The sequence below is a fragment of the uncultured Fibrobacter sp. genome (genome assembly GCF_900316465.1).
GTDB lineage: Bacteria > Fibrobacterota > Fibrobacteria > Fibrobacterales > Fibrobacteraceae > Fibrobacter.
Window position 1 is genome coordinate 1 of sequence record NZ_ONDD01000038.1, and the last position, 20779, is coordinate 20779.

Annotated in this window: 14 protein-coding genes; 10 read left to right on the forward strand and 4 right to left on the reverse strand. The window is 51.0% G+C overall.

The annotated features are described in order from the left end of the window. From QZN53_RS11675 to QZN53_RS11705, 7 genes are all read left to right on the forward strand, one after another. On the forward strand, positions 1-636 hold a 636-nt coding region (locus QZN53_RS11675), incomplete at its 5' end, for a FadR/GntR family transcriptional regulator (RefSeq protein ID WP_163439113.1). Between the two features lie 121 nt (positions 637-757). Then, positions 758-1843 (forward strand): aminotransferase class I/II-fold pyridoxal phosphate-dependent enzyme, encoded by a 1086-nt coding sequence (locus QZN53_RS11680; RefSeq protein WP_163439114.1) that lies wholly within the window; start codon positions 758-760, stop codon positions 1841-1843. Continuing rightward, on the forward strand, positions 1840-2784 hold the full coding sequence (locus QZN53_RS11685) for a Crp/Fnr family transcriptional regulator (protein WP_163439115.1): 945 nt from the start codon (positions 1840-1842) through the stop codon (positions 2782-2784). Before QZN53_RS11680 ends, QZN53_RS11685 begins: the two co-directional genes overlap by 4 nt. Before the next feature lie 50 nt (positions 2785-2834). After that, entirely contained in the window at positions 2835-3209 is a 375-nt protein-coding gene (yajC, locus tag QZN53_RS11690) for a preprotein translocase subunit YajC (protein ID WP_163439116.1), read from the forward strand. 3 nt (positions 3210-3212) lie between these two features. Next, positions 3213-3752, forward strand: a complete 540-nt coding sequence (gene def / locus QZN53_RS11695; RefSeq protein ID WP_163439117.1) for a peptide deformylase — start codon at positions 3213-3215, stop codon at positions 3750-3752. Then, entirely contained in the window at positions 3752-5323 is a 1572-nt protein-coding gene (locus QZN53_RS11700) for a SpoIID/LytB domain-containing protein (RefSeq protein ID WP_163439118.1), read from the forward strand. Before def ends, QZN53_RS11700 begins: the two co-directional genes overlap by 1 nt. 4 nt (positions 5324-5327) lie before the next feature. After that, positions 5328-6617 carry a tRNA (N(6)-L-threonylcarbamoyladenosine(37)-C(2))-methylthiotransferase gene (locus QZN53_RS11705; protein WP_294653268.1) on the forward strand — a complete coding sequence of 430 codons (1290 nt, stop codon included), beginning with the start codon at positions 5328-5330 and terminating at the stop codon, positions 6615-6617. A gap of 72 nt (positions 6618-6689) precedes the next feature. On the opposite strand, the gene QZN53_RS11710 is transcribed toward QZN53_RS11705, so the two are convergent. Further along, positions 6690-9488: a fibro-slime domain-containing protein gene (locus tag QZN53_RS11710; RefSeq protein ID WP_163439119.1), complete on the reverse strand. Its 2799-nt coding sequence runs from the start codon at positions 9486-9488 to the stop codon at positions 6690-6692. 229 nt (positions 9489-9717) lie between these two features. On the opposite strand from QZN53_RS11710, the gene QZN53_RS11715 reads away from it, so the two are divergent. Both QZN53_RS11715 and QZN53_RS11720 read left to right on the forward strand, forming a co-directional pair. After that, positions 9718-10311, forward strand: a complete 594-nt coding sequence (locus tag QZN53_RS11715) for a hypothetical protein (protein ID WP_163439120.1) — start codon at positions 9718-9720, stop codon at positions 10309-10311. Positions 10312-10361: 50 nt separating this feature from the next. Further along, the gene (locus QZN53_RS11720; RefSeq protein WP_367269194.1) at positions 10362-13085 is read left to right on the forward strand and encodes a DNA topoisomerase; all 2724 of its coding nucleotides are present in this window, start codon (positions 10362-10364) and stop codon (positions 13083-13085) included. A gap of 486 nt (positions 13086-13571) precedes the next feature. Here the strand turns inward: QZN53_RS11720 and QZN53_RS11725 are convergent, their stop codons facing one another. Further along, a complete protein-coding gene (locus tag QZN53_RS11725; protein WP_294653275.1) occupies positions 13572-14762 on the reverse strand; it encodes a hypothetical protein in 1191 nt (396 codons plus the stop codon). 218 nt (positions 14763-14980) lie between these two features. Between QZN53_RS11725 and mutL the strand changes: the two genes are divergently transcribed. Then, positions 14981-16864, forward strand: a complete 1884-nt coding sequence (mutL, locus tag QZN53_RS11730) for a DNA mismatch repair endonuclease MutL (RefSeq protein WP_163439123.1) — start codon at positions 14981-14983, stop codon at positions 16862-16864. Here the strand turns inward: mutL and QZN53_RS11735 are convergent. Continuing rightward, on the reverse strand, positions 16817-17902 hold the full coding sequence (locus QZN53_RS11735; protein ID WP_163439124.1) for a lipid-A-disaccharide synthase: 1086 nt from the start codon (positions 17900-17902) through the stop codon (positions 16817-16819). The genes mutL and QZN53_RS11735 overlap by 48 nt on opposite strands. 6 nt (positions 17903-17908) lie before the next feature. Further along, a partial coding sequence (gene dnaE, locus QZN53_RS11740) for a DNA polymerase III subunit alpha (protein ID WP_163439125.1) occupies positions 17909-20779 on the reverse strand: 2871 nt, incomplete at its 5' end.

Below are 20779 nucleotides of genomic sequence, written 5' to 3' on the forward strand. Positions count from 1 at the left end.
GACGTTCAGGCCAGACTTCAGGATATGGGCATTCAGCTGAGCACAGCCACTGCCGGACGGTATCTTAAAGAGCTTGACACAGACGGCTACACGAACAAAATCAGCAACAAAGGCCGTGTTCTTACCGAAAAGGGAACCGAACGCCTGGAAGCTCTCGATATGACTGTGACTTCAAGTATTTTGCATAAAAACGTTCAGGAATCGGTTATCGGTTCGGAGTATAAGGATCTTATAGACATTTATGCGGTGAGGATAGGCATTGAAAAAGAGGCTGTAAAGCTTTGCTGCAGATATGCGACCGATGAGGAGCTTGCAAATATAGAAAAGCTTGCACTTGAATATGAGCAGCTGGCTGAAAAAGGGGAGGACTTTATGGATGCCTCTCTGGATTTCCATGTTTCCATTGCAAGAGCCACCCGCAACAAGTTTATGGAAAGCTTCCTTACTATGCTGATTTTTGAGCAGAAACGTATTGAGCTCGGACTGAAAAAGCTTCCGACAAGAGATGAAGGCAAGCTGTTTTCTTCGCAGCATGCTGATATTTATAAAAGCATTTGCCGCCGCGATGAGAAAAAAGCCGTTGAGCTTATGCAGGATCACTTCAAATCGATTATGGACAGTATGAATAACAACTGATCCAAATGCATGGCATAGCACTGCAGCATTTGGATTTAGCACATGAAAATAAGAGGTGCTGTTAGCCATGAGTTATATTAACAAAAAAGCAAAAGCCTTGGAGCAAGGCGCGATCAGGGCCATGTTTGATAAAGCAGTCGGCATGGAAAACGTTATCAGCATGGGGATCGGAGAACCGGATATGGCAACTCCGACCTTGGTGTGCGAGGCATGCAAAGAGGCCTTGGATCTGGGTATGACCCATTATACGCCCAACGCGGGCACCATGATGCTGCGCAAGGCGATTGCCGAAAAATCATACATCAGCAAACTGAATTATGATCCCAAAACCGAAATAATCATTACCAATGGCGGCATGGGTGCGCTTTCACTGCTGTTCCTCGTTATCCTTGAAGAAGGAGAACTGGTTGCCCGCGAAACAACTCCGCCCCATTCTGTCGTATTCACCATGCGACCGGGAGACCTGGTCGGGGTGGCTGCACTCCTTGAACGCGAACCGTTCAAGTACGAACTCTCGGCCAGCAAGGATTCCAAGATTACGCTTGTTACCGAAGAGTGCATGGAATCGGAACTCAAGAGGCTCCCGCTTTGGCTCTTGGCTCTGATCCGCAACCTTTCTGCAAAGACACACTTGCTAAAGCGCGCCGCCATCGAGACTCGCGTAAGGAATTCTCTCAAGAGTCTGGCCGAATACCTGTGCCATAAGCCTAGCGACACGGAATTCAATCTCGCCGAGCTGCTTCGAGAATACTCATTCTTGACCAAGATTTCGACCACGGTTGCGCAAGAAGATTTCAAGTCGCTTTTACGCAGACACTTGATTAAACTTTCGCAAAAGAACGGTCGAGTATTCTGCAAGATTGTCGACCCGGAACTCTTGGACATCTTTACGGACTACATTAGGGCTCAAGAAACCGAAACGGAATTCGCGCCTTACAGGCTGAGCATTGTGCAGAAAAAGATTCTCGTGTTTTTGTCGACCATCGAAGAATCGCCCGAAAAGACTGGTCCCGATTGGATTGGCTACATTCACGAGAAATTCCCCGACGCCGATGTTTCGCAATGGATTAATTTGTTGCAAATCCAGTGGTTCGTAAAATCCGACCCCAAGAATCCTGAATGCGACCTTTTCAAAATCCATAAAGCCAAAGTCCATTATTTCTTGAAAGCGTTACGCTACGAGACAAACATTCGAGGGGTGCTATGACGCTTGAAGAAGGACAGATTTTATTCCGCGAAGGCGACCCCGGCGAAAACCTTTATGTGGTTCGCGACGGCGAGCTGCAAGGCAAGAGCACGCTCGGCACCGCCATCAACACCTACGGTCCAGGCGCTTTAATTGGCGAACTCGCCTTTTTAAAGAAAGAGCCCTACACCGAAACCATTACCGCCACCGAAGACTGCGAACTGATTGAAATCACGCCCGACGCCTTGGAAGAATCGCTGGAACAGGAACCCGCCTGGTTCAGGTCTATCATTACGTTCTTGACGGGGCGTTTACAGATTGCCGGCGACAACAAGCGCAAAAGCGACAAGATCAAGGCTCTCCCGAGCTTACTCTACATTCTGGATTCGCTTTTGACTCACGTCAAAGCGAGCGAAGAACCCAATGTTTCGCATACCGAAGTCATTGACGGCGTTGAAAAGCTTTTCAATCTTTCGAAAGACAACATCGAAGACCTGCTGAAGATTCTTGAAGATCTCGAAGTCCTAAAAATTCAGGGCGAAGAGATTCACGTGAAGAATGCCAACGTGATACATTTGCTGTACGAAACGATTCGGTTCCGCGCACGATACAAGAAGGCTCCCCCGCAAATTCTTTCGATGACCGAACAGATGGTTTTAAATGCGGTCATCAAGACCGTGCAGCAGAGCAAGGAACCGCTCAAAAACGGGGCGTTTACCGTCAAGACAGAGTCGCTCCTGAAAGTGGGCAAACGCGCCATGTTCGGCGCCACGCTTACCTTGCGCACGATGCTTCCGCTCCTGGAACGCAAGCTTTTGAATACGGCCACTCCACTTGGAGACGGATCCGTTCTGCCCGAAATCGAAGCCATTCCGTTCTTCTACGGCGATTTTGACACCATCCTCGATTTGATGGAACTCAACCGCATTTACCCGCTTCTCGACAAGAAGCTGGTGAAGTAGTTTGCTATATTTACACCTGTAAAATCAATTCACCCCAAACAGGTAAAATCATGAAACTTTCTGCACTTCTCGTGACCCTTTCCTCCATTGCCGCCTTTGCCCAAGAAGCTGCTCCCGAACAGCAGCCGAGCGCCATTGGCAGCTTCTTGCCGCTCATCCTTTTGTTCGTGGTGATGTGGCTCTTCTTCATTCGCCCGAAGAACAAGGAAATGAAGAAGATGGAAGAAATGCGCAAGGCCCTCAAGAAGGGTGACAAGGTGATTACCACCGCAGGCATTATCGGTACCGTCACAAACATTGACGAAACCAGCACTACGATTTCTGTGCGCACGGGTTCCACCACCATCATCGATTTTGAAAAGTCCGCCATTCTCCGCGTTCTGAACGCAGAAACAGCCCCGGCCAAGACCGAAGAAAAGAAGTAACCCATGGCTCTTCTAGAAATCAAAACTTACGGCGACCCGGTGCTTCGCAAAAAGTGCGAACCCATCACCGAGATTACGCCTGAACTGCGCCAGCTCGCCAAGGACATGCTCGAAACCATGTACGACGCTCCGGGCTGCGGCCTTGCTGCTCCGCAGATTGGCAAGAACATCCGCTTGGTCGTGATCGACACCGCCGTTCCGGGCGAAGAAGATCCGCGCCCCTACATCATGTTCAACCCCGAATGGGAAGCCGAACCTGATGCAAAGCCGGTGCCCTACGACGAAGGCTGTCTTTCTGTGCCGGATATTTTCTGCAACGTGATTCGCCCCGACAAAGTTTGCGTACGCTTTTTCGACATCAATGGCGAACCCCAGGAACTGCATGACTGCGACGGGCTCTTTGGCCGCTGCATTCAGCACGAAACAGACCACCTGAACGGCGACTTGTTCGTAGACAAGATTTCGACTGCCGACCGCACCATGAACCAGTCTAAGCTGCGCAAAATGGCAAAGGACACGCAGGCGAAGCTGAAGAAGAAGTAATGCTTCTTAGGCCTTCACTTTTATTCGCACTTACACTCGGATTTTCGGCTGCTTTCGCAGACGATGATTTTGATCTACCCGATGATGTGCAGAAAGCTGAAGTGCCTGCCAGCGCCGAAGAGGTTCCGGAAGGGCCTGTAAATTTCGCGCCCATCGAAGAGACGACGACAAGCGAGCCTACGCCCGCCAACAACAGTCCCGAAAATATTAGTTCTAAAAATGTCGCTCCTGCAGCCTCTGCAAAGAGCGACTCTTCTTATAAAGAAAAGAAGAAACGAACGCCTCTGAACAGCAGGTCCGCAAAGGCTATTGTCGATAGCTATTTGCCGCCTCCTCCAGAAGAACCTCCGGTAACAGCGAAGCCCGCTGTAAAAAACGAAAGCAAGCCGAAGGTGGAAAACCAGCCCGCAGCCGACGTTTCGGCAACTGATGTGCCGGCGGCATTCAAGGAACATTTGATTCCCGAAGAACTGGACCGCCCGCTTCGCGTAGGCATTTACACCGGTGTCAAGGAACTCTACCTGAAATACCAAGGCGAAACCGTACGCGTCACGCCGCATGGCAACATGGTTCGTTTTGAAGCCGACGGCAATTCCACCGAAGACATTGCCCACGAATTCAACAGCGAAGATGGCGGATGCCTCGCCGTTGCCGCCGACAAGAAAAGTCTCGGCAAGGCATGCTACCCCGGAAGCATCATGTTCCGCAATACAAACGGCAAACTTGACGCTATCAATTCAGTCGATGTCGAAGACTATTTGCGAGGCGTGATTCCCTACGAAATCGGCAAGCTGGACAGCAGCCGTATCGAAGCCTTAAAGGCGCAAGCGGTGGCCGCACGCACTTACGCCTACAAGCATTTTAACAGCCGCGAATCCGTAGGCTTTGACGTATACGCCGACACCAAGGACCAAGTGTACAAGGGCCTGGAATCGGCAACACCTCTGACCGATGCAGCCGTCAAGGCAACCGCAGGCGTGGTGATGACTTACGGCGGCGAATTCATTATCGCCTACTACCATTCTACATGCGGTGGCGTTACCGAAACGCTTGCCACCTGGAACCGCGCAGACCTTCCCTACCTGAAATCTGTACCAGACATGCGCCCCAATGGCAAACCCTGGTGCGATGAGTCCAGCTACATCAAGTGGGAACGTCGTTTTGCCGACAAGGAAATCGCCAAGTTGTTCAAGACGAACGCCACCGAAGCAAAGGCAGTATTTGGCAGCGCTAACGGAAAAGATTTTAAAAAGATCAAATCCATCAAGATTAAAGACAAGTTAAAAAGCGGTCGAATCATGACGCTCCGCGTCGAAACCGACAAGGGTTATTTTGACGTTCTGACCGATCGCACTCGCTGGCTGTTTAAGAAGGCCGGCACGATTTTGCCATCCTCCTTCTTTACCGTAAAGAAAGAAGGCAAGGAATGGGTTGTTACCGGCACCGGATTCGGGCACGGCGTGGGCATGTGCCAAATGGGAGTGCGGGCACGTGCGCAGGCCGGGCAAAGCTATCAAGAAATCTTGAGCCATTACTACCAGGGAATCACTCTGGAAAAATTCGATCGGTAAAGCGATGGAAGGCGTCATCAACAAGCCGCTGCTCGCTGTGATTAGCCAAGGTTGCGCAGCCAACTTTGGCGACGGCGAAAAGATTGCGCGAATATTCGCTGACGAATACCACGTTGTCTTTGGAATGCCCGAAGTCAAAGCAAGCGACACGCAAAAGCCCCAAGCATTCGTGTTGAATGTTTGCACTGTGAAAGGCAACGCAGGAGCGCTCAAGCTGCTGCGTGAAGCCCTGAGCAACGTCCCCGACGCCAAGATTTTCATTACAGGGTGTGCGCCGAAAGATTTTAGAGAAGAAGCATCAAAGATAACGGATAAGATCGTTTTCACGAGTTTGAAGGAGCTCGGGCAGGGAATGCTGACCCTGAAACGAGTTCAGGGAGACAGGGACGGGAACAAGACGCTGCGGGAATCACCGTTGGTGGGGATAGTCAACATCGAAGAAGGTTGCTTGGATGCATGCGCGTATTGCTCTACAAGGCTCGTCAAGGGCCGTTTGCACAGCTACCCTGCAGCAGATATCATTCAACAAGTAAAAAGCCTTGTAAACGACGGCTGCGTCGAAATCCAGTTGACTGGTCAAGACTGTGGCTGCTACGGATTCGATACCGGCACTAACCTGGCCGAACTGGTACAACAGATATTGGCCGAAGTCCCAGGCAATTACAAATTGCGCCTTGGCATGGGAAACCCACGCCACATGATGCAATACCTGGACAAGCTTATTGAATGCTTTAAAGACGATCGTGTCTACAAATTCATTCACCTTCCCGTGCAAAGCGGTAGCGAAAACATTCTCAAGGCAATGAACCGCAAGCATTCCGCCACCGACTATGTGATGCTTGCCGAAGCATTCAACAAATTCCCGCTATTCACGCTCAGCACCGACATGATTGTCGGATTCCCCGGCGAATCGGAACAAGACTTCAACGACACTCTCGACATTCTCGAAAAAACGCGCCCGACGGTCTGCAATATCACGCGCTTTGTAGCACGCCCGAACACGCCCGCCTACAACATGGCCGGCGCCGTTCCCGACGAAGTCAAGCACATTCGTTCTGCCGCCCTTGCCGAAGCCTTCCAGCGCATCGCGACCCAAAATAACGCCCGCTGGATTGGCCAAATCGAAACCGTAGTCATTGAAAAGCCCGGCTACCGCAAGGGCACCTACATCGCCCGCAACGCCGCTTACCGCCCCGTCGCTATCACAAGCGAAGAGCCGCTACAACCGGGCGAACGGTTCACCGTCACCATCACGGATGCCGAACCCTTCGCCCTGATCGGGCACATTAACTAGCTCCGGCACTCGATGGCACAAAAAGAAAAAGCCCCGGCTTCGCCGAGGCTTTAAATCTTTTAAGAGAAGCTCTTACTTCTTGTTCTTAGCGCGCTTGTAACCGCGTCTGTATGTTTCAGAGGTACGAGAGTAGTAAACCGTCTGAGCATAAGTACCGTTACCCGACTTAATGCAAGGACGATATGCTTCCTGAATGAAGGTCACCTGGTAAATGTAGGGGCCCGTAGCAACGGCTCTACCATTCTGGGACACCGGATACATCTTGACAGAGATAAAGCCTGCACCCGTTTCACCATAGTACTTCGAACCATCGTCGCAGCTACCCTGAGCGGCACCCAAAGCGGCATGGAACTGATCTTCGTTCATGCTCTTCTGGTACTGGCTCACAAAGTGACCCAAGTGGTCGAACACGCGAACGTTAATGCGGAACGGGCCCATCACCGGGTAAGACACGCTGAAGCAGCTTTCCGTGCCGTTTGCAGAATAGCACATGGAGGTCGGGGATTCCTGGCCGCCCACATAAGCCTTAGTCACACCGTTCACAGAGCCATCGGCACTTGTCTGAGAGAACAGCTTCTTTTCGTCGCTCGTGAGGGCCAGCGGGTTGTTGTCCTTACCCACGCCACTCGGCACCGAGGTGAACAAGAGGTCGCCAGTGTAGTCCAGCGGCAGTTCGCCATCGTGGCTTTCGGCAATATTGGTAAGAATGTTTGCCTGGTTGGTAAAGTCGGGGCGAACGATTGCAGAATCCAACACGAACGGAGAGATAATGGTCGGAGCTCTGAATTCAGCATTCGGCCAATCTTCCGGAGTATCCGGATAACCCACCACGGACTTACCCGAAGAAGACGTGATCTTGAAGGTCATCTTCTTGTTCCAGGCAATCAAGGAATTCCAGGTAGCCTCATCGACACCTTGAGCCGCATAGTCAGCCTTTTGGATTCCATATTCGTCACTATTCACAAATTCCTGGTCATAGGGAGAGTTAAACGCAATCTTGTCGCCACCCACAATAATCGGGTTCTCGGCCACATTGCCGTTTTCATCCATCAAGACACCTTCAAAGGTGTACTGCACGCCGGCAGAACCCATGCTTGCGCCTTCCTTGACGCTAGTGACATAATAGCCGTAAGTCTTGACAGTCTTAACGCCCGTTGCCGGATCCGTCTCTGTACGCATCACGATAATTGCCGGTACAGTCGACCCAAATGTGGCAAGATTCTGAACGGTTTCAGGATTCAAGGTCGTATTCAAGAACATCGTCACAGTCTGGTTGCCGCTGGAGTCAAGCTTTGCAGACACGCTACCGATAGCGGGCTGACCATAGCGAGACGGGGCAAGTTCAGAAAGGGAGCTGCGGATACGCAGGTTAGAGCCATCAGACTGACGGTCTGCATAGAAGAAGTGCAAGTGGTGCCAAGAATCGTTCAACCAGGAACCATCGGCATCAAGCTTAACGGCGCAAGAGTCGAGCAGCGGATCGCCTGCATGGCAGCCATGTCCCATCTGAGACAGGTAGTCCATATCGGCCGTACCGGCAGCAGCAAGGTGAGTACCACCCAAGTCAACCACCAACACGCCATCCACGAAAATCCACATGTCATCGTCACCGGTGAACTTAAAGACTTCTTTCTTGCCCTTCTTGTACTTGAATGCGGCGTAACCCATCATGGTAAAGCCGTAATTGCGCAAGTGGCGAAGACCCATGTTACCATTTTTTCCGGCGCCACTCAATGCGGCAGCAATTGCAGCATCTGGGTTCTTCGGGCCACCACTGGCAAGCCATGCATCGCAAAGAGCAGACGTTTCGCTACCCAAGTAATCGGTCTGGGAGCTTGCCCACTGGTAACTATAAGGCGGGCAGAAAATAGACAGCGACTGCGGGCCGAACTGATTTTCTTTCATGAACGGGAAAACAAGCGCATTATTATTCATGACGCGAAGCTGGTTGTCATCCAAGGAATCCAACGGGAAGTAGCCGCCGTTGTTCCAGTTCCTGTCAATTTCAAAGTAAGCAGGATCAGCAGCATCCTTATCCAAGGTCAAAATGGTATTCGTGCGCATATTCGTGCCAGGGACATCTAAATACCACTGTTCAAAATAACCATTATCGCAAGCAGGACGATTTTTCTCAATAATCGGTTCATACATGTCGAGGGCGCACTTGGTCGGGTCGTCAGCACTGCAATTACCCGGATCAGGCGGGAAGACCAGCTTCTGTTTCACCATGCCCGGAGTCGTGTAAACGATCTGCGACCAAGAGTGCTGCTTACAAATTTTAGTACAAGTCTTCTGGTCATCCTTCATTTTGGCGTTCCAAGTGCCCGACGCATCGGAACAAAGGTCTGCCACCAAGCCACGCATCACCTTAAGGCCAAGCGGGTTCAACTTTGCATCGTAAGCGCAATCCTTGAATTCACCGTACCAAGCGTAACCCGTCTGGTCAATCACGCTACGCACATAGTCAGGCGTCGTCGACTCGGCGCCCGAGGGAGTCTTGATATCGTGCGGATAACCATTCACACCAACCGCAATGCCGTATTCGGGAGTCTGGGTGTTACCGCAACCATAAAGAGGATAATTAGAGCGACGAGTCGTCCATTCCGCATCAGCAGAATAAGTAATGTTCCATGTACTCGGGAACTTACCAATGCAATTATTACCGATACAATCGCCACCGTGATTGATACTGTTATAAGCTTCTTCTTGGAAATTTTCAAAGTCGGGATGAACAACACTAAAGTCTCGGATAATAATATCCAATTCGCGCTGATTTTCAGGATCAACCGGAACTGCCTGCGAAGTCACAACTCCAACAAGTCCAAACAACGCCGCACTAAGTGCAATACGCTTAACAGAATTCAATTTCATAATAATCCAATCACCTTACCCATAATTATAGGTTTAGAATATTCCATCTTAAATATACACCTTTTTTTTGCATTTTATTAACTTTTTATTGTGAAAATTCGTTTAAATAAGCCAATTGCGGAAAGTTCGTGCCCGAAAACACTTATTTTTAACTTGCGACTGGAACAGTCCCCTACATTTTTCTAAATAATGGCCCATAATGACGTTTTCTACCCTATTTACCATCGTAATGGCACTCATTTTCGTGCGTATTTTTTGGCTAAAAATCAAAGACGTGAGCATGAAAAGTGAATCTTTCAAGCGACTTCCGGCCAAAGACCAGCTTTCGGTCTTGAAAGAATGCCTTTTGAACAACCCTACCGAAACAAACCTGAAAAATCTGAAGGAATTTTCTGAGAAACAGGGATTCGTTTTGGACATAGAATCCTACAGGCCGTTCATCAAAAAACAGCAGGAACTGACCCGCCGCAAAGACGCCCTTGCCGAAGACAACGAGCTCTTTACAGCCGAAGCGGAATGGGTCGACAGGATTTTGCCCCTGGAATTTGAGGAAGCTAAACTAGCCAAGCAGGAAAACCGATTCGAGGACTACATCCTGCATTCGCTCGAAGGCGTAGCGAGGCTTTACTCGGATCAGGCCATTTTAAACGAACTGGAAGCCCTAGTTCAAGACTACCCCAAGGCAAAGAAACTTGCCCAAGGGTACCGCGACCTTATGGACTTGCGCGACCAAAGCGGAGCCGACGACGAGTCGCTCAAAAAATTGCGTGCCGCCAAGGAATCTTGGGAAAAAGAACTTTTGCAAGTGGATATTGAACAGTGATTCTGCTTGTCGCCGAAAAACCCTCTGTCGCAAACCAACACTACCGCCCTATGCTGGAGCGGTTGGAAGGGGAAAAATTTACCCAGGGCGACGGATGCTTAATCGGCAAGAACCACTGCATTACCTGGTGCGTGGGTCACTTGATTACGCTCGCCCCGCTTGACGCTTACCCCGGATTCGAAGGCGGCTGGCGACTTTCGAATCTGCCCTTGCTCCCGGAAAAATTCAAGCTCATGGAAATCGAGAGCACCAAAAAGCAGCTGAATGTGGTGCGCCAGATGATGGAGCAAGCCGACGTGCTTGTGAACGGAGCGGATGCCGGCCGCGAAGGTAACTTGATTTTTGACCTGGTGCTCGATTACACCCCCTCTTTTAAGCAAAAGACCATCAAGCGCCTGTGGGTGAACAGCTATGTGGCCAAAGACCTGGACAAAGCCTGGAAAAACCTGGAAGATGCCACCCAACGCGTGAATTTGAGCTATGCAGCCCGTTTAAGGCAGCGAGCCGACTGGATGGTGGGTCTGAACGCGACACGCGCCTATACGCTTACTGCAGGGCGCGGCAAGATGATTTCGGTGGGCCGAGTGCAGACGCCTACACTCAACTTGATTGTGGAACGCGATACCATCGTGGAGCAATTCAAGGAATTGTTCTACTACAGCGTCGTTGGAACTTGGAAAGGGTACCAAGCCCAATTTGTCAAGAAAGAAGAAGACGCCAAGGGCGAAGCGAACCTTAAAGTTGCTGTTTTCGAGAAAGAAACGGAAGCGAATGCGGTGGTGGCGCGTTGTGCCCCTCCTGCCGAAGCGACTATAGCTAAAATCGATAACCAGCAGAAAAAGCAATTTCCGCAAAAGCCATTCGACTTGACCGAATTGCAGAAAGAGGGCAACAAGCGTTTTAAATACAGCGCCCAGCAAGTTCTAGATTGCGCCCAGAATCTGTACGAAAAAAAACTGCTCACCTACCCGCGTACCGATTCGCAATACCTGCCCGACACCATGCAGCAGGAGGCCTACGCCCTGGCACAAAGGCTAGCTACCCCCGAGCAGAAAAAAATCATGCGCGGTGCTGGGGAAAATTTCGTCTTTATCAATTCAAGCAAGGTGACCGACCACTTTGCCATTATCCCCACCGGCGAAACCCCGAACGATTTGCCCGAAATGGAGCAGAAGATTTACGACCTCGCCAAGGAACGCTTTGTGCAGGCGTGGCTGAAGCCGTACGTGTGGGACGAAATGGAAATCGTGCTGGAGACGGGAGAAAAGAAAGATTTGTTCCGTCTGAAGCTCAAGCGCAACGAAGATCTCGGTTTCCGCGCACTCGTCAAAGAGACAAAAGACGACAAGAAAAAAGCGAAAGGCAAGAAAGGTGATGTCGAATCCAAGGACGCCGAGGGTAAAGGCGACAGCGACGACATCACGAATTTGGTTGAAGTTTTTCCTGAATGGAATGTCGGCGACAAAGCGCCTTTTGACAGCGTAGAATTACAAAAGAAAAAGAAGAGCAAGCCTAAATACTATACCGAGGCAACGCTCCTTGCCGCCATGAAGACGGCCGGCAAGCAAATCGAAAATGAAGAACTGGCCGAAGCCATGAAGGACCGAGGCTTGGGTACGCCGGCAACGCAAGCAGGCATTATCGAGACGCTCAAGAGACGCGGGTTCATAGAAGCGCAAAAGAATTACCTGGTAAGCACCGCCCGCGGGCGCGAAGTGATCGCCTTGATGGATGAAAAAGTCAAGTCGCCCGAAATGACCGGCGAATGGGAATACAAACTTTCTCAGGTCGAAAAAGGAACGCTTGCGCCTGCAGAATTCCGCGACGGAATCGTTGAATACGTGAAGCAGCTATTCGCAGACTTACATGCGCGATACGGCTGCCAGTTCGAGCGCGAAACCGTGACCGAAAGCATTCCATGCCCCAAATGCGGGAGCGCGCTCGAAGTAGCCCCCTGGGGCTACGTGTGCCCCAAGACCGAATGCGGATTCAAAATCGGGCACACCCTGGCAGGCAAGATGCTTTCTCATTCCGAAATGAAGACGCTCCTTGCCGAAGGTCATGTGGGCCCCATAGCCGGATTCAAGAGCAAGAAAGGTACCGAATTTTCAGCGAAACTTTCGGTCGACAAAGATTTCAACATTCAGTTTGAATTTGAAAGCGACGGCAAATTCCACGGACAGAAAACGGAATACAAGTGTCCGCTTTGCGGCGCCCCCCTCGAAGAAAACAAGAACGCCTTATTCTGCACCAATGCAACCGATGGCGTCGATTGCAAATTCACGCTATTCAAGACCGTTGCGGGCCACACGCTTACCGCCACCGAAATAGGCGAACTCTTTACCAACGGCGAGACGCCGCTAATTCAAGATTTCAAGAGCAAGAAAGGCTCCGATTTTGCAGCCCGCCTCAAATGGGGCGAAGGCGCCGACAAGGGTCGCACCGTCTTTGAATTCATGCGCAGAAACCTCCCCTGCCCCGTTTGCGGCGACCAATTGCGTTTCCGCAGCGGTACATCGGGCCAAGGCACAAACGAGGCTACACACGCCGCTTACGTGTGCATGAACCCGCAATGCGGCTTTGGCATTCCGCAAGTGTTTTATCAGCGTAAATTTACCGACGACGAAGTCGAAGGATTGCTTAAGAACAAATTCACGCCGGTTCTTGAGCCGTTCAAGAAGAACGACACAACCTTCCGCGCGGCACTCGAAATCCGCGACGGCGGCAAACTCGCCTTCAACAAATTAACCGTCGAAGTTATCTCTCAAAAATAGACCGAGCCGCGGCAATGCTTGCATTGCCATTTCCGAGCCGCTATAAAAAGACTTGTTCGCAAGCCGTCCCTTTTTAGATTCTCGAAAAAGACTAACTCGTAAGGCGAGAGTCGCGGACAAGCCAAAGGCTTGTACATGGCCAAGCCGAAGAGTTAGCTTGGAAAGACATGTTCGCAGGCCGAGCGTCGCGGGCAAACTTGTTTGCACATGACCGAGGCCCAGAACATGCTTTCTTTATGCGCCATCGAGGCGCATAAAGAAAGAAAGGGCTCCCTTGCGGGAACCCTTTCCTAAGAAGGAGAAAATATGAATCGGTATGTGGAACCTTGAACCTATCAGGAGGGGAGCAATGATAGTGTCGTTTGAGGATTTACCCTTCTACCGTTCACGATTCCAAATATACCCATTTATTTGCCCGTGAGAACTACCAAATTACTTATTTTCTAAATCCGTTTCGATTACATTTCGGATTAAGTAAATTGGCGTTTACTCTTCGTGGAAAATAATCTTGCACTTCGGAACAAAACGGAATCCACCGCGACGGTGACGTTCGATTTCGAAGAACTTCTTCACACCTTCGGACGGATGTTCAGGATCGTCGGAACCGTTGATATGAGCAATCACGCGGTTCAAACGGCTTTCGAAGTTCGGACGTAGCGGGTCCATGCAAATAGACGGATCACGCTTGAATTCGCGGTTTTCAAATTCTTCACGACCAGTAGCGCTGTATTCGCGCAGCAAGTTGCGGAGAATGCGAGCCGGCACGTTACGCATCAAGTGCTTGTTATTCACAGAGATGGAATCGTCGCTCTTGTAGTAGATAATCGTCACGGAGTCGTTCATGGCTTCCAAGAGCTGTTCCTGGGCCTTCTGGATCGGTTCCCAAGAATCGAATTCCTGCTTAACCACAGCGCTCATGAGCTTGTTGAACGGTTCCGGTGCCACCACGTTGGCCTTGTAGTCGAAGTAGACCACGCTAGCCGGTGCGCCGTAATAGCAACCCTTATGAATCAGGACTGCACCCACCTTATCGTCCACCACATCTTCGGTGGCGCGGATGCAAGCCATTTTCTTTTCGGCTTCAAATTCCCAATCGAGACCATATTCGGCAAGGCAATCACCAAAGGTCATGTACTTACCGACCTGACGGCCGTTCACGTAAACGCATCCATCATCACGAACTTCGGCAGCAACTCGGTTTTCAAGAGCCTCCACAAAGGAGGTCTGGCTGGCCTTGTATTCAATCTTTTCGTAAGGAGGAGTGTTCAAAAGGAGTGCACCGACCTGCACCAGGCCGTTGAACCAGCGCATGGGGTTCGTAACCAACATGCCCGGAGAATCGAAGCGGTAGGTGAAGTATTCCTTGCGGAAGCCATCGACCAAGTCGCGATGCAGGAACTTTGCATTGGTGAGAAGCGGGTAACGCTTCGGGATAATATCGAGGCAGAGCTGACGGACGTCTTCGGTTGCGTAGAACTGGGAGACGTACGGGAGGTAAGAGCGAAGCACGCTACGTGCCGGAATCGCTTCGAACGAGGCACAGCGGTCCATAATGCGCTGAACGAATGCATCCGGGTTTTCGCCGCGTTCGTAGAGCCAGTTCACCACATTGTTCATCATGAAACGGTAGACGCCTTCATCCACGAACGAATCTTCGAAGTAGATGTCGTTTAACAATTTAACGTTAAAACGAGGGTCTCGCTTAATGAGAGTCAAGATATCCTTGACAGGATATGAGATGAGCAACTCAATGTGAGTCAACTGAAGGAATAGGTTAGAAAGCACTTTTACCTCACTCTATTGAATGGTATTTTGAAAAACGCCACTCAGCCTTTTCGGACTATTAATTTAGCAAAAATATACGTAAAATACCCCCAAAAGGCTATATTTGAGCCATGAAATCGGCTGAAATTCACGTTTTATCGGATGAAATCATCAATAAAATCGCCGCAGGTGAGGTGATTGAGCGCCCAGCGTCGGCCGTAAAAGAACTGATTGAAAACGCCATTGATGCAGGAGCCACCCGTATACAGGTGTCCATTGAAGAAGGTGGCAAGAAAAAGATCCAGGTTACCGACAACGGAAAGGGCATGAACGAGGCCGACTTGGATTTGTGTTACCTGAGGCACACCACCTCAAAGCTTTTTAATGCAGACGACCTATTCCATTTGCAGACAAATGGTTTTAGAGGCGAAGCCGTGGCTTCCATTGCCGCTGTGTCCAAATTAACCATTACCAGCGCCACCGACGATGGCGATTCCGGCCGAATTATCTTGGAAGGCGGCAACGTTGTTCAAAAACAGGACGTTCAGGCCAGCCGTGGCACGACCTTTTTAGTTGAAAATCTTTTTTACAACACCCCCGTTCGTCGCAACTTTTTGAGCAGCGAAACGGCAGAAAGCACCCGAATTTTCGATGTTGTTCTAAAAACGGCCATTGCGCACCCCGAAATCCGATTTGACTACAAAGTCGGAGACAAGACCTTGTTTACTGGAGTCCCGGGCGAATTGCGCAACCGTATTGCCGAAGCAATCGGTTCTAAAATCGCCAAGGCTCTTTTGCCGGTCGACTACACCGAAGCCGGCGTACACGTTTGGGGGTACGTATCCCCCACTACCGAAACCAACGGCAAGCGAAACCATCAATTTTTATTCATCCGCAACCGCCCTATCGAAAGCAAGATGATCAGCAAGGCGGTGCAGCAGGCATACGAGCCGTACGGCGCCCAGTGCAAGCCAGTTTCGGTACTGTTTCTAGACATGCCGGACATGGAATTTGACGTCAACGTGCACCCTGCCAAGCGCGAAGTTCGCTTTGCCAACCAAAATCTGGTATTCTTGGTGGTGTCTCACGCTATCCGCGACGCCTTTACCAAAGACATGGAGGCCAATTCGCCCTTGATTGACTTGAGCGACCTCCAGGACAGCAAGCCGGAAGTTCCCTACGGATTTGAGGAACCGGTCTCTAAGCCAGCCGCCGCCCCCACTCCGAGCTTTAGCCCCAGAGAATTTACCACTAAGGAATCAAGCGGCGACATTCCCGAAATGTCGAATTTCCCAACGGCAGGTTTCTCTTTTGAAAAGCCCCGCAAAGCCGCCACCCAGAATGATTTGGCCCAAGACCTGTTCAGCACGCCTGAAGCAGGCAAAGTCATTTCGCTAGAAGGCAAGGTAAACGAGACTCCTGAACCTGCAACTCAATGGGTACCGCCCACCTTTTTCCAGATTGCAAACACCTACATTGCCGGCGAAGATTCGAACGGCCTTTTGGTGATTGACCAACATGCAGCACATTCTCGCGTTCTTTACGAACAAGCTCTTGAAACCTTAAGAAACGGAGCCGCCCTAGACAGTCAGGAGCTATTGTTCCCGGAACTCTTGGAACTTTCCAAGCTCGAAGTCGAAGCCCTCAAGAACGTTGAAGACCAGTTCAAGCACTTGGGCTTTTACATTGAACATTTCGGTGGCGAGACCTACCAAATTCGCGCCATCCCCAGCGCGCTTCCGCTTTCTCGCGCCATCAAGGCGGTCAAGGACTTTTTGGACAGCATCGGTGACGAAAGCAAAAGCGAAGGCGACATGGTCAAGGTTCAAGACTCCATCGCCAAGGCTTGGGCAAACACGAATGCCTACCAGGCAGGCGACAAGCTTAAATCTGAAGAAATGGCCGCCCTCGTAAGCCAGCTTATGCTTACCGAAGAACCGCTTAAGTCGCCCTACGGCCACCCGACGTTACTGCGATTTACGCTCGACGAACTGGCCAAGAAATTCAAGCGCTAACTGATCGAAAGAACTCCCGATAGCGAGCTTTTCTGAAAGCTCTTTCGCGACATTTTCTTTTTCACCCTTGGTAAACGACCAAACGTCGACCCCCGACCATGGGGGGACGATGTATTCTGAGAACACAAGACGATTCAGAATGATGTTGGGCAACGCAAAGAATTTGGTCTTGATAAACAGGCGGCCAAGGCAATAGGTCAACAAGTCGGGCTTGGTGCATACCGTAAAAGAAGCCCCCGACAAAGCCAGTTCCAAGGTCGATGTTCCAGGGGCGGTCAAAGCATATTCAGCGCTTTGATACAAGGCCATTCGCTCTGCCGCACTTTGTGGCGCGACAATCACGGGAACATCAAACCTCTTGAATGAGTTCACCAGTTCTTGACGTGCCGCCACCACAACCACATTTTTTGCATCCTGAACCGCTTTCAGATAAACAGGCAAGTTGCGGAGCGCCTGCGCCTTGCGACTTCCGGGAAGAAGGAGAATCTGGTTTGCTGCGTCGCGAAGATTCTCGTTGAGAGAAGCAGCATTTTTAATTTCAGCGAACGGATGCTTGACGCGGACCACGTTACAGCCAGCTTCGCGGTACACCGATTCTTCGAAATCAAAGAATACGGCGAGCTTGACGTACGGATTTTTGGCAAGGACCTTCGCGCGTTTGCGCTTCCAGGCCCACACTTGCGGAGGCGCCACATACAAAGCGGGCTTGCGGAGCTCCCCCGCACGCGCCACCAGTTTCATGTTAAAACCCGGGTAATCGACAGCAATCAGCCCGAGACATTCCGGCGATTCCAGCGCCGACTTTAACACATTAAAACTCTGACGCAGTTTGAAGTACTTGGGCAAGACATCGCCAAAGCCAGAGACCGGCAAAGTTTCGAAGTCGACCAAGGACAACATTCCCGCCGCCTGCATGCGGCGGCCGCCCGAACCTTTTACAGCAAAATTTTGAGAAACGAGTGTCTTGACTAAGGGTGCACCAACGCAGTCCCCGGAGTCCTCGCCTGCGCAAATCAGAATGTACGGCTCGCTCGCCATATACTTTTACCGCTTGGCACGATTCGAGACCCAGACCTTCGCGGCGCCCAATTCTTTACGCAAGAACTGCAGCAATTCCGGAGTATAAACGACCTTCTTGTTCTTCAAGGCAAGCACATGCACGTTGCCGGATTCCGCCTCGACATGGCACACGATTTCGCAACCGCGTTCGCCTTCGAAGGGTTCGTACTTTTCCATGGCCGTCAGCAACTTGTCGGTGAAGTTGTCATCGATCATCGAAGAATAAACGACCATGTGAATGTGGCTCACCATGTCCGAACGTACGCGATCCAGCTGGATAACTTCTTCGACCACCAGCTGCATACCGTCGCCCATACGCTGGTGTTCAAGCGCACCCTTTACGAGCACGCGGTCATCCAGCGCCACAGTATCGCGGAATTTTTCCCACAGGTCCTTCTTGAAGAACATTTCCAAATCACCGTGGAAGTCTTGAATGGAGCCTGCGCCAATGGTATCGCCGCGCTTGGTTTCAATCGAGCGGAGCTTGGTCACCACGCCACCCACAATCACGGTTCCGCCTTCATGGCGAGTCAATTCTTCTTCGTCCAAAGAGCAAGAGGTAAAACCCTGCAGTTCCGGGCGGAATTCATCGAGCGGGTGGCCCGACAAGAACATGCCCACCACGTCGCGTTCCTTGTTGAGCATTTCCATGGCAGACCATTCTTCCGCTTCTTCGAGGACTTCGGCAGAGCTATCCATAGAAGGCGCGCCGCCGCCCATGTCAAAGAGCGACATCTGTCCGCGGTCTTTGTCTTCTTGACTGCGGGCGGCCACTTCCATGGCGCGGTCCACAGTTGCCATAAGTACGGCGCGGTTGCCCGGGAATTCGTCAAGAGCGCCGGCCATAATCAAACTTTCGATAAGGCGCTTGTTCATGGGCGGGCGTTTTTCTTTCTGTTCGCCCTGGTATTCAGTCACGCGCTTGCAGAAATCAAAGATGTCCTTGAACTTGCCGCGGCGTTCTCTTTCAGCAATAATATCTTCGACGACAGCGATACCCACGTTACGAATGCCTGCCAGGCCAAACAGAATCTGGCCTTCCGTATTGGCCACGAATTCTCCCATGGAGGCATTAATGTTGGGCGACACCACTTCGATATCAAGGCGTTTGCATTCCAGAATAATCGTCACAATATCTTCGGTCTTACCCATTTTAGACGTCATGGAAGCGGCCATGTATTCAGGACCGTAATGCGCCTTCAGGTATGCCGTCTGGTAAGCCACGTAAGCGTAAGCAGCCGCATGACTCTTGTTGAATGCGTATCCGCAGAACGGAAGCACCGCATTCCACACCTTTTGAATCATGGCCTTGTCGTAGCCCTTGTCCAAGCATTTCTGGAAAAACTCCGGTTCGAGTTTCGCCATCTTTTCGGGCATCTTTTTAGCCATGATACGGCGGATGTTGTCAGCGCCACCCAGTGTGTAACCACCCAGAATCTGGGCTAGTTTCATCACCTGTTCCTGGTACACAATCACGCCATAGGTTTCACCCAGCACCTGTTCCAAGTCGGGGTGATAGCAGTCAATTTCTTCTTGGCCGTTCTTACGGGCAATAAAGTGCGGAATCTGGTCGATCGGCCCCGGACGATACAGGGCGTTCATAGCGATCAAGTCAAAGATTCGTGTGGGCTTCAGTTCGCGCAGGTATTTTTGCATACCCGGAGATTCGAACTGGAACACCGTCGTGGTCATCCCCTTGCCGAGCAAGTCAAACGTTTCCTTGTCATCCAAAGGAATATGGCCCATGTCAAGTTCAATCGAACGATTCTTCTTGACCATGTTCACCGTGTCTTGAATGATCGACAAGTTGATAAGGCCAAGGAAGTCCATCTTCAAAAGTCCGATGTCTTCGGCGTAGTGCTTGTCGTACATCACCACCGGCGTATCTTCGGGGGCGGCACGGTACAAAGGAGCAAGGTTATAAATCGGAGTCGGCGTAATCACCACGCCGCAAGCATGCACACCAGTTTGGCGGGGCAAATCTTCAAGCTTTTTAGCGATATCCCACAAGTTCTGGTAACTGGCGCGGCTGCCAATCATCGCCTGCAGGGGTTCCGGGCTGTAACCATCTTCGAGGTTATTGCCCTTCTTGTCTTTACCCGTCCAAGCTTGCTTAAGGCTAAAGTTCAAAGTGCGCTGCGGGAACAGCTTGGTAATCTGCTTTGCTTCGGCAGGCGGAAGTCCCAAGACGCGAGCCACGTCGGTAATCACCGCCTTTGACTTGAGCATACCGTAGGTAATAATCTGGCCCACGCATTCCTTGCCGTACTTATCCGTCACATACTGAATCACGCGACCGCGGTCACGGTCTGCAAAGTCGGTATCGATATCCGGCATGGACACACGTTCAGGGTTCAAGAATCGTTCAAAAAGGAGGTCAAAAGTCAGCGGGTCTATGTCGGTAATACCGATAATGTAGGTGACCAGAGAACCAGCTGCAGAACCACGGCCCGGGCCCACGGGAATTCCGTGTTCACGAGACCAGTTGATAAAGTCCCACACAATCAAGAGGTAGCCCGCCACGTTCATGTTGCGGATACAATTCAGTTCCTTGTACATGCGCTTACCCACATCCGTTTCGTGGGCAGGGAACTTGAAGTCCTCTTTGGGGAAACGCCACTGGAGGCGCTGATTACAAAGATGCGTGATGTAGATGTCGGCATCGCCGCCCGGTTTGCACCAACGGCGCACACTCTTGTCCCAAGCTTTTTGGTCGTCTTCGTCAAAGAATTCCGGCTGCGACAGGCGTTCAATTTCAGCCCTGTCTTCGTCGGTCAGGGCGTCTTCGGCAATTCCCTTGTCTGCACAATAGGTCGCCGTCACCTTTTTCTTTTTATCCTTGATAACGCCCTTGAG

Coding starts and splice junctions, on each gene's coding strand:
- QZN53_RS11680 (WP_163439114.1), top strand. CDS start 758: ATGTTTGATAAAGCAGTCGGCATGGAAAACGTTATCAGCATGGGGATC.
- QZN53_RS11685 (WP_163439115.1), top strand. CDS start 1,840: ATGACGCTTGAAGAAGGACAGATTTTATTCCGCGAAGGCGACCCCGGC.
- yajC (WP_163439116.1), top strand. CDS start 2,835: ATGAAACTTTCTGCACTTCTCGTGACCCTTTCCTCCATTGCCGCCTTT.
- def (WP_163439117.1), top strand. CDS start 3,213: ATGGCTCTTCTAGAAATCAAAACTTACGGCGACCCGGTGCTTCGCAAA.
- QZN53_RS11700 (WP_163439118.1), top strand. CDS start 3,752: ATGCTTCTTAGGCCTTCACTTTTATTCGCACTTACACTCGGATTTTCG.
- QZN53_RS11705 (WP_294653268.1), top strand. CDS start 5,328: ATGGAAGGCGTCATCAACAAGCCGCTGCTCGCTGTGATTAGCCAAGGT.
- QZN53_RS11710 (WP_163439119.1), bottom strand. CDS start 9,488: ATGAAATTGAATTCTGTTAAGCGTATTGCACTTAGTGCGGCGTTGTTT.
- QZN53_RS11715 (WP_163439120.1), top strand. CDS start 9,718: ATGGCACTCATTTTCGTGCGTATTTTTTGGCTAAAAATCAAAGACGTG.
- QZN53_RS11720 (WP_367269194.1), top strand. CDS start 10,362: ATGCTGGAGCGGTTGGAAGGGGAAAAATTTACCCAGGGCGACGGATGC.
- mutL (WP_163439123.1), top strand. CDS start 14,981: ATGAAATCGGCTGAAATTCACGTTTTATCGGATGAAATCATCAATAAA.
- QZN53_RS11735 (WP_163439124.1), bottom strand. CDS start 17,902: ATGGCGAGCGAGCCGTACATTCTGATTTGCGCAGGCGAGGACTCCGGG.